Annotated in this window: 8 protein-coding genes; 5 read left to right on the plus strand and 3 right to left on the minus strand. The window is 57.1% G+C overall.

Annotated elements, in window-relative coordinates; all coding sequences use genetic code 11:
* Positions 1-217 precede the first annotated feature (217 nt).
* From efp to ABF824_RS14525, 3 genes are all read left to right on the plus strand, one after another.
* Positions 218-784, plus strand: a complete 567-nt coding sequence (gene efp, locus ABF824_RS14515) for an elongation factor P (RefSeq protein ID WP_415489717.1) — start codon at positions 218-220, stop codon at positions 782-784.
* Positions 785-873: 89 nt separating this feature from the next.
* The gene (locus tag ABF824_RS14520; protein ID WP_415489724.1) at positions 874-1,701 is read left to right on the plus strand and encodes an inositol monophosphatase family protein; all 828 of its coding nucleotides are present in this window, start codon (positions 874-876) and stop codon (positions 1,699-1,701) included.
* A gap of 91 nt (positions 1,702-1,792) precedes the next feature.
* Positions 1,793-2,632 carry a hypothetical protein gene (locus ABF824_RS14525; RefSeq protein ID WP_415489718.1) on the plus strand — a complete coding sequence of 280 codons (840 nt, stop codon included), beginning with the start codon at positions 1,793-1,795 and terminating at the stop codon, positions 2,630-2,632.
* A 15-nt stretch (positions 2,633-2,647) separates the two neighbouring features.
* On the opposite strand, the gene radA is transcribed toward ABF824_RS14525, so the two are convergent.
* On the minus strand, positions 2,648-4,048 hold the full coding sequence (radA, locus tag ABF824_RS14530; RefSeq protein WP_415489719.1) for a DNA repair protein RadA: 1,401 nt from the start codon (positions 4,046-4,048) through the stop codon (positions 2,648-2,650).
* A gap of 167 nt (positions 4,049-4,215) precedes the next feature.
* Here radA and ABF824_RS14535 point away from each other — a divergent pair, with 167 nt between their 5' ends.
* Both ABF824_RS14535 and ABF824_RS14540 read left to right on the plus strand, forming a co-directional pair.
* Positions 4,216-4,644: a hypothetical protein gene (locus ABF824_RS14535; RefSeq protein ID WP_415489720.1), complete on the plus strand. Its 429-nt coding sequence runs from the start codon at positions 4,216-4,218 to the stop codon at positions 4,642-4,644.
* A gap of 70 nt (positions 4,645-4,714) precedes the next feature.
* Entirely contained in the window at positions 4,715-6,886 is a 2,172-nt protein-coding gene (locus ABF824_RS14540) for a ComEC/Rec2 family competence protein (RefSeq protein WP_415489721.1), read from the plus strand.
* Positions 6,887-6,895: 9 nt separating this feature from the next.
* On the opposite strand, the gene ABF824_RS14545 is transcribed toward ABF824_RS14540, so the two are convergent.
* Together ABF824_RS14545 and ABF824_RS14550 are read right to left on the minus strand one after the other, a co-directional pair.
* Positions 6,896-7,831 (minus strand): glycosyltransferase family 32 protein, encoded by a 936-nt coding sequence (locus ABF824_RS14545; RefSeq protein WP_415489722.1) that lies wholly within the window; start codon positions 7,829-7,831, stop codon positions 6,896-6,898.
* 62 nt (positions 7,832-7,893) lie between these two features.
* Positions 7,894-8,993: glycosyltransferase (locus tag ABF824_RS14550; protein WP_415489723.1), on the minus strand; the 1,100-nt coding region annotated here is incomplete at its 5' end.

Raw genomic sequence — 8,993 nt, forward strand, 5'->3', positions numbered from 1 at the left:
CATCAGTCTGGGGGACTGGGGGTCGTGGGTTCGAATCCCGCCTGCCCGATATTTTCTGCTTATGCAGAACGTCAGTGAACATCCTTCCGAACGTATATTCCGCTTGAAGTGTCGCACTGAGCGTCTGCCTCAGGCCAGCCGCACCTTGCTCTTCTCCCTGTCGAGCGGTAGAAGCCCGTTCACAATTCCAGATGTTTCCTTTTCTCAGGGATAAATCATGAAGCAGCAGGCAAACCTGATCCGAGCCGGGCAGGTCATTGAGCATGACGGCCGTCGCTGGACGGTGCTCAAGCAGCAGATCATCACGCCGGGTAAGGGTGGCGCGTTCATTCAGGTTGAAATGCGCGATCTGAAAACGGGCAACAAGACCAACGAGCGGTGGCGTACTGCCGACACGGTCGAGCGTCTGATCACCGAGGACAAGGAATATAATTATTCCTACACCGACGGGGAAACGCTGGTTCTGATGGACCCGGAGACGTTCGAGCAGTTCATGATCCCGGTCGAACTGCTGGGCGATCAGGCGCCGTTCCTGCAGGACAACATGGTGCTGAACCTGAATCTGGTTGAAGGCGACCCGGTTGCCGTGACGCTGCCACCGCAGGTGACGCTGGAGATTGTCGAGGCTGATCCGGTGGTGAAGGGCCAGACGGCCAGTTCGTCCTACAAGCCTGCGAAGCTCTCCAATGGTGTGAAAACCATGGTGCCGCCGTTCATCGAGGCGGGCGAGCGTATCGTTGTGCGCACTGATGACGCCAGTTATGTGGAGCGTGCGAAGTCCTGAGGGGCATCGTTCGACTCTGACACGCGCCGGAGCAGTCTGTTCCGGCGTTTCCCGTTTCCCGAAATTCCACAGGACCGAACATCGTGGCGATGCGTCTTTCCCCCGTAATGACCGTGATGCAGGCAGCAGCCGAGAAGGCCTCGAAGCGTCTCCTGCGCGACTTCAATGAGGTCGAGCAGCTTCAGGTCAGCATCAAGGGGCCGGGCGATTTCGTATCGCAGGCAGACCTGCGCGCCGAGCGCACACTGAGGGAAGAACTGGAGCGGACACGTCCCGGTTATGCCTTCCTGATGGAAGAGAGCGGCGAATCGGGCGGCGACAACTGGACGTGGCGCTGGGTGGTTGATCCGCTCGACGGCACGACCAACTTTTTGCACGGTATTCCGCACTGGGCTATTTCCATCGGTCTTCAGCGTCGTCTGCCGGATGGGTCGATCGAACTGACGGCTGCTGTTGTCTACAACCCGGCCGCAGGCGAGATGTTCTGGGCGGAGAAGGGCGTCGGTGCTTATTTGAACGATCGTCGTATTCGCGTCTCGGCGCGTCGTGACATGCTGGAAGCGCTGTTCGCCACTGGCATTCCGTTCGCCAAGGTTTCTCCGAAGCGTCGGCTGCCGTTTGCCCGTGTGATGGGCACGCTCATGCCGCAGGTTGCCGGTATCCGCCGTTTTGGCGCGGCTGCGCTGGATCTGGCGTGGGTGGCGGCTGGCCGTTACGAGGGATACTGGGAATTCGGCATCAAGCCGTGGGATTGTGCGGCGGGTGCCCTGCTGGTTCGCGAAGCGGGCGGCTACTGCACAGACCCCGCAGGCAATGACCTGAATGACCTTCCTGAAGATGTGCTGATTGTTGCCGGTAACAGCCATCTGCACCCGAAATTGCGGGCGATTGTTGCGGAAAGTCTCGTCGAAGCTTGAACATCGCTGAACAGCCTATCCTGACAGCTTGCATGAAGAGGCTGTTCGGGGGATTTAGCATGACATCATGCGTTGCCCTGAGGTTCTTTTCATGAACGGTTCGCCGGAAAATGCCCGTTGTTCGTACGTCGGCAGACTGGTCGCGACAACCGCCAGCGTCGGACTGGCAACGCTGTTCGTCACGGCGGATGCTCAGGCGCAGGTGACCACAGATACGACTGCGCTGAATGCTTTTGGTGGCGCGGCTCCGCAACAGGCGGCCAAGCCGAAACCTGTGGTCCGCAAAACGGAACACAGGGTAGAGCATAAACAGGTTGTCGCGCCTGCTCCGGTAGCGCCATCATCTTCTGCGCCACAGGCCACCAACCAAACGACGCAGCCTGCTCAGCAGACTGTTCCGGCACCGCCTGCATCAACTCCTTCCACCGCAGCGGCTCCGGCGCATCCCGTGACGCCACCACCCGCCGCGACGATTCCACTGGCGCCTCCTCCGCCGCCAGTCCTGACACCGCCGCCCATTCCGGTTGAACTGCATCCTTTCCCGATGCCGCCTGATCCTGCTCCGGTCAAAGATGCCGTGGGTGAAGCGCGTCCCATCGTCGGTGGATTGCGCATCACATTTGCTCCGGATTCGGACCATCTCAATCAGGATACGAAGAACGCCGTTCTGGCTTTTGCAAAAATGCTGAAGGAACAGCCAGACATTCGGGGGCTGGTGGATATCACGGCAAGTGGTGTGCCCAATGATCCGTCCCGCCCGCGTCGTATGTCGCTCAGCCGTGGGCTCGCGATTCGCGCTGTTCTGATGAATGCGGGCATTCCTTCAACCCGCATTTATATCCGCGTGATAGGCCTCCCGGGCAAAACCGGCATCGAAACCCCGGCGGATCGTGCCGACATGCGCCGCTCCGATGAGGTTCCCGCGCAGTAACCCGGCTTTCCCAGGTTAGTCGGGTGCAGCCTCGTTGCCCTGCGGGGCGCCGAGAGCGGCGACCAGACTCGAAAGATGGCCGAGTTCATGCAAATCCAGTCCCGGTGGCGGTTTCAACCGTGTCGCCCCCTGCGCGACACGTCGCGGAAAAATGGCGGTCGTGAAGCCGAGTTTCTGGGCTTCTCGCAGCCGCAGTTCAGCCTGCGGCACCTGACGGATTTCACCTGACAGTCCCACTTCGCCAAAAAAGACCGCTCCCGCGCTCGTGGGGTGACCTGTGGCTGCAGAGATAATGGCTGCAGCCGCTGCTAGGTCGGCAGCCGGTTCCGTGACGCGAAGACCCCCAGCAAAATTGAGATAGACATCCATGCCTGTCAGCTTGAGACCGCATCGGGCTTCCAGAACAGCAAGCAGGAGGGAGAGGCGGCCTGAATCCCAGCCGATCACGGCACGGCGCGGACTGCCATCCCCTGCTTTCGGGGAAAGAAGCGCCTGCACTTCGAGCAGGACGGGGCGTGTGCCTTCCAGTCCGGCAAACACGGCTGACCCGGCAATATTGCCCTGTCGTTCGGCGAGGAACAGGGCGGAAGGATTGGGCACCTGTATCAGCCCGCGATCGGTCATCGCGAACACGCCGATTTCGTCGGTAGCTCCGAAACGGTTCTTGGCGGCGCGGAGAATACGGAATTGATGTCCGCGATCCCCTTCAAAATACATCACGGCGTCGACCATATGCTCCATCACACGTGGCCCGGCCAGACCGCCTTCCTTCGTGACATGCCCGACCAGCACCAGTGAAAATCCTCGTTTTTTCGCCAGCCGGATCAGCTCGAATGCGCAGGCCCTTACCTGTGCGACGGAACCCGGTGCGCTTTCGATGCTGTCGAGCCACATGGTCTGGATCGAGTCGATGATAACCAGTCCCGGAGGCGTATCGGTTTCCAGTGTCGCGACGATATCTGATACATTGATGGAAGCGGCCAGTTCCAGCGTCGGGGCGATGAGTTCAAGACGCTGCGCCCGCATGCGGATCTGTTCAACGGCTTCTTCACCGGAGATGTAAACCACGCGCTGTCCGTTGGAGGCCAGTCGGCTGGCCGTCTGTAACAGCAGGGTCGATTTGCCGATCCCAGGGTCGCCTCCCACAAGAACGACGGAGGCCGGAACGAACCCGCCACCCAGAACGCGGTCCAGTTCTTCGATCCCGGTCATGATACGTGGGGGAAGAGCGGAATTACCTTCAAGCCCGGTGAAGGTCAGCCGGTTTTTTGTCCGGCTGGTTCGGGAAACCGTGGGTTCGAGTGTTTCCTCGACAATGGTGTTCCATTCTCCGCAGGCTTCACACTTGCCGGACCATTTTGGATAGACGGCGCCACAGGTCTGGCAGACGAAACGGTGAACAGGACGTTTGGCCAAGGCGGAGATTGCTCCAGAATGTTACATTATGACACAATAATATGACGTTCGATATGTTTTTAACGTAAATCTTGGCTCCCGTCGCATTGTCATTCCCGTCCGTATTGTTAATGTTTGCAACGCAATGAGCCGATATTCATTTATCGGCAAATGAGGGAGAGACAGGCGTGGCTGGGGCCAGTGTGACGAAATCGACTAAACAAGGTAAAGCACGGCAGCCTGTTGCCAAGGCGCGCGCTGTTAAGAGCAGCGCAATCGCGACGAAGAGAGGCGGAGCGCGGAGAGCACGACCTGTCGTCGTTGAAGAAGTTGAAGAAATTATTGTTCAGGCCCCGGAAAAGTGCGAGCCGGTCCGTGATGCGCTTTACTTCGATAGTGCATGGTACCTTGAGCATTACCCGGATGTAGCGGAAGCAGGCGTTGACCCTGTGATTCATTATCGCAGTTCGGGCTTCCGGGAAGGCCGTCAGCCCAACGCCCACTTCAATGCCAAGGCTTACCTTGAGGCCAATCCGGATCTAGCTGGCTTCGATGATGATCTCTTCCTGCACTATGTGTTTTTTGGTGCATGCGAAGGCCGCCCGCTCGAACCCTGAGTGATCCGTATCAGAAAATCCGTGTGAAGCCTCCGGATCGGATTGGCGTCATGCCAGGAGTGGGCGTGGAGTGAGAGACGGTGTGATACGTCTTCAGGCACGCTTACTCGAAGAACGCCACAGATTGCCGCTCTGGATACCGGTCGGGCTGGTTGGTGGCGTTCTCACTTACTTTCAATTCCATACCGAACCCGCTCCGTGGGGCGCGCTTCTGCTGGCGCTGATCTCGTTGCTGGCAATGATCGTTGGCTGGCAGCGACTGGGCAGCCGACTCATCGGAACGGCGTCTTTCTGTCTGGCGCTTGGTTTTCTCGCGGCGTGGGGCGAGACCCATCGTGCCTCTCCCATGCCGGAACTGCCGCGTCGTGCTGTCGTACTGAATGGACGCGTGCAGGCCGTGGATATTCTACCGGCCCGTGAAGACGCGGCAGGGGGAAGACGTCTGACACTGGCGAGCGTTCAGTTCGAAAGCTGGCTTGATGCTGGCATGGCGCCTTTGTCGCGGACCTTGCGTATCAAACTCAGGGATGACGATCCGCTTCCAATCGGCCCCGGTGACAGGGTGCGGTTGCGGGCGCTGCTTGTGGCGCCGCCGTTTCCGGTGATGCCGGGCGGACGTGATCTACAGAGGGAAGCGTGGTTCAAGGGCGAGGCTGGAACAGGAAGAGCGCTTGGCCCTGTTGCCGCTCTCGATCAGGGCCATAACGGCTGGTTTTCCACATCTATCGAAACGCTGCGCGAAGACATAGCAGCACGTATCGCCAGAGTTCTGCCGGGAACCGATGGCGCTATCGCCACAACCCTGCTTGTAGGCGTATCGAGCGCAATCCCTTCAGCCGACCGTGAAGCCTTTGCCGCTTCCGGTCTGGCCCATTTGCTGGCGGTAGCCGGTCTGCACCTTGGTATCGTGCTGGGTTTGATTGTCACAGCCACACGATATGGTCTGGCAGCGGTGGAATGGACCGCGTTGCGCTGGCCTTGCAAGGAGATCGCCGCGGTCTGTGGACTGCTGGGTGGGGCGGTATATGTGGTCATGACCGGCATGCATCTGCCTGCCCTGCGCAGTCTGATGATGGCAGGTCTGGTGGTTCTGGCGCTGATCACGGGACGGAACGCCGCGTCCATGCGTGGGCTGGCCGTTGCTGCGGTCGTGCTGCTGTTGACGGGGCCATCCGTGCTGCTGGACGTGCCGTTCCAGATGTCATTCGCCGCCGTTATGGCGTTGATCGCTGGCTATGAAGTGCTGCGGCAGCCATTGCTGAAACTGCACGGAGAAGGGCAATGGTGGCGACGTTTCATGGTGCATGTGGCGAGCCTTGCTTTGACAAGCCTGCTCGCTGGTCTTGCCACGCTTCCTGTCTCCATGGCGCATTTTGGTGAGATCCAGCCATTTTTTGTGGTGGCGAACCTGATTGCCGTCCCGATGACGGCGCTATGGGTCATGCCGGCTGGTCTGCTGGCTGTTTTCCTGATGCCTTTGCATCTGGATGGTCCGGTTCTGTGGGGGATGGGACAGGGTGTTCACGGCATTGTCTGGCTAGCGCGAAGCGTGGCGCACTGGCCAGAAGCCCGTATGGCCGTGCCCATGACACCCGGTTGGGGACTGGCGCTTTTTCTGTTCGGGTTGTGCTGGCTTTGTCTGTGGAGTCGCCGCTGGCGTCTGCTTGGTGTGTTGCCGATGGTCATCGGTTTTGCATCGCCGTTCTGTCATGCAATGCCGGATATGGTCATTACACCTGATGGAGGTGTTGTGGCTGTGCGGGCTGACAATCATCTGCTGGTCAACGGTAAGTCACGAGACGCATGGCTTGAAAAACGCTCTCTGGCGCAGGCCTATGCTCTGCCAGTCAGAGATATGCCGGCTGAGGGAGGAGAATCTTCGGACGGCAATCTGGTCTGTGGCGAGGATGATGTGCCGGGTGTCTGTGTTCTGACGCGCAAGAAGCGGTCCATTCTTTTGCGGGTGGATGACCATAGCGACGGTCAATCGACAATCCCGGCATCACTCTGTGCAGGAATGGATCTGTTCGTTTCGGTCAGTCCGGCACGCGCTTCCTGCCGGTCGGTGCCGACGGTGGATCGGTTCGCCGTATGGCGGGAAGGCGCCTTTGCGGTCTGGCTCGGCGCGTCCGGAGTAACGTCTGTCTCGGACCGCCAGTGGACCGGCAACCGTCCTTGGGTGATGCGACCGGGGCGGCATGGCGTGCCCAACTTGCCGCTGGCGATGGAGGATGGACGCTAGGCGTGTTTTCTATCGCTTTAGGACCGCAAGAAATCGCCCAAGGATGCTGTCCGGTCGTACCAGTTTCAGCCTGATCATGAGTGGCAGCAGGTAACGATTGCTATGTGTGAGTTTGATGATCGGGGGAATGGGGGAGGGCGCTTTGATCCGGCACAGGATTGCGGCGATGCGTTCCCGGTCCCATTTGATGGCTTCCTGATAAAGAAGCGGACCGTCTTCGGCTCTGCGAAGATAAAGATTGGGTGGCGTTTTCCGCATGACGATCTGTGCCGCCAGATAGGTGACCAGATAATCTGGTCGTTGAATGTTCTGGGCGATCTCTTTGTAGTCAGGGCGGCTCTGTAATTCCGTGTAATAACTTTCCGGCCCAATACTGACTATTTTCTGAATTTCCTTTTTCCACTCTTTGATGAAATCCGTGTTGGAGGGGGCGGCCAGAAACCAATTCTCCAACACAGGAAATTGGTGATCGACGGTATCTCGGTTTCGATAAAAACCAATGAGATCAGCAGAGTGTTGCGTATTGGCGTCCTGAATCCACTGGAGACTCTCATTGAGGATGCAGGTGGCATCCATCCAGATACCGCCATAGCGTTCCAGCAGTTCCAAACGGACCAGATCGCTTTTGTACTGTGGCTGGACGTTGGAGTTTTTAAGAAAATCGTCGGGAAAGAAATCTGAAATGTTTGTATTGTCGAGAACGTTTACGGTGTGATCCGGGTTCATTCTCTTTGCTTGTTCTATGGTCGCCTGGACGAGCGCTGGTTTGTCTTTGTCGTCCCAGAAAATCCAGATGATTTTTGGAATGGGTTTGTGGTGTTCTGTATCGCCTTGTTTGAAAATTACATCCTTCCAGCCAGAAAATACCGGAATATCCCGCAATTTTGGTGCGAGGATCACGCTCTTCAAAAGGTTTTTATATAAAAGCGCCGTTGGAGGAAGCATTCTGAAAGAGCCTCAGTCTGGTGTTCTCTGGAATGAATGTGCTGATGGTAATAGAGGCAACATTAAACCTTTGGTCGCTTCAGAAATGTCTTAATCTGCGTTTTCAGGTCTGTGGGAAGAGCGTAGCGGAAAATGGCGCGGGCCAGAACTTTCGGCATGTTCTGTAGGCCCACAAGGCGGAGGGCATCCGTAAAGCGACGCTGACCGATCAGTCGGATGCCGCAGGAAATGATGCCTTCGTGGAAGATGGTGTACCCAACCATGTGACGTGCTTCCGGATATTGCTTCGTGCAGATACGGATGACGTCGATGTCTTCAGGCTCCGGTTCGTAGGGTCGATAATAGGACATTTCTATGAGCTTGGCGCAGACGGCACATTGAAACCATGTCCGTTCATCGGAAGATAGTTGTTTCGAGATTTCATGAATGAGTGCTGGAAGGTGTTCAAACGAGCGGATGCGCTGCATGAACGTGATAGAAAAATCCAGATCCTGCCGTTCCGTTTTCCGGCGTTGTTCGGATATAGCGGCAAGTTGTGACCAGACAGCCTGTTGTCGTCCGGCCTTGATGGACTGGGAAGACAGTGAATCGGGATGGATTCTATAGTCTCCAAGGATGTCGTCTAGATTATGTAGGGTTCCGACATCGGATAATCTCCAATACAGATCAGTGTCTTCGGCCTGATAGATGTATCGATAGCCACCGGCTTTCTGAAGGGCGTCGCGTCGACACATCAGCATTGGATGAATCAGGCTGGGCTCATTGGCTGGAATGGACCACGCCGTAATCAGATTTTCGTCTTTGACTTTTGTTATGGTGCCGAGGGCCTGGCCCTCAGGATCTATGTGACGGACCCTGCCGCTCACCCCAACGCAGTTTTGATTCTGCTCTAAATAGTGGAGTTCTTTTGCAAATCTTTCGGGATAGGAAATATCGTCCCCATCCATGCGCGCGACATACGGGGCATCGCAGAGTTGGAGACCGTTATTGAGGGCGGCAACGATCCCGGCATTTTTCTGTAAATGATGAACAATGCGCGGATCTTCCTGTGCAAGAGCGGAAATGATGCTGGAAGTTCCATCTGTGGAGCCATCATCTACAATAATGATACGAATATCTTCTATTGTTTGATTTTGGATGCTTCTTATAGATTCTTCTATGT

The organism is Acetobacter sp., assembly GCF_047721705.1.
Lineage (GTDB): Bacteria > Pseudomonadota > Alphaproteobacteria > Acetobacterales > Acetobacteraceae > Acetobacter.